The 684-nt window shown below is 45.9% G+C and carries 2 protein-coding genes; both read left to right on the forward strand.

Annotation, left to right across the window (positions count from 1 at the left end):
• Nucleotides 1-134, forward strand: a 134-nt coding sequence (locus A3729_RS31220; RefSeq protein WP_255376421.1) for an acyl-CoA dehydrogenase family protein, incomplete at its 5' end; no start/stop codon positions are given.
• A 56-nt stretch (nucleotides 135-190) separates the two neighbouring features.
• Nucleotides 191-684, forward strand: a 494-nt coding sequence (locus A3729_RS28880; protein WP_197476252.1) for an enoyl-CoA hydratase-related protein, incomplete at its 3' end; no start/stop codon positions are given.

Below are 684 nucleotides of genomic sequence, written 5' to 3' on the forward strand. Positions count from 1 at the left end.
TCAAGGAATACCCTATCGAACGTTACTTTAGAGATACGCGCGTGCATCGTATTCTCGAAGGTACTAACGAAGTAATGCGCTTAATCATTGCTAGAGCCTTGTTATCTGATGAAAACTTCCAGCTTCTCGGATAAGCTAGTAGGCAAGCTTCGCGCATTCCAATCTTCTGAAAAAGGAAAGAACACCCGCTATGACACAAGAAAATCAGACTATTTCCCCTAGTGACAAAATTATTGTTACTGTCGATGGTCATATTGCTAAAATTACTATCAACAATCCACCTGCAAATACCTGGGACTTGGAAAGCCTTGGCGCGCTTTCAAGCGTCATCGTAAAACTCAATGCAATGAGCGGAATAAGTGCCTTAGTCATACACGGGCAAGGCGAAAAGTTTTTCTCTGCTGGTGCAGACCTTAAGCAGTTTAGTAGCGGCGACAAGATACTTTCAAAAGATGTTGCACACCGTTTTGGCGAAGCATTTGAAGCCCTTGCAAGTTTTAAGGGTGTATCCATCGCGGCTATCAATGGTTACGCGATGGGTGGAGGTCTTGAGTGTGCACTTGCCTGTGATATCCGTATCGTCGAAGAACAGGCTCAGGTTGCACTGCCTGAAGCAGGTGTTGGTCTTTTACCATGCGCTGGTGGCACACAGCGGTTGAGTTGGTTAATTGGCGAAGCGTGGGC

The organism is Oleiphilus sp. HI0043 (assembly GCF_001634935.1).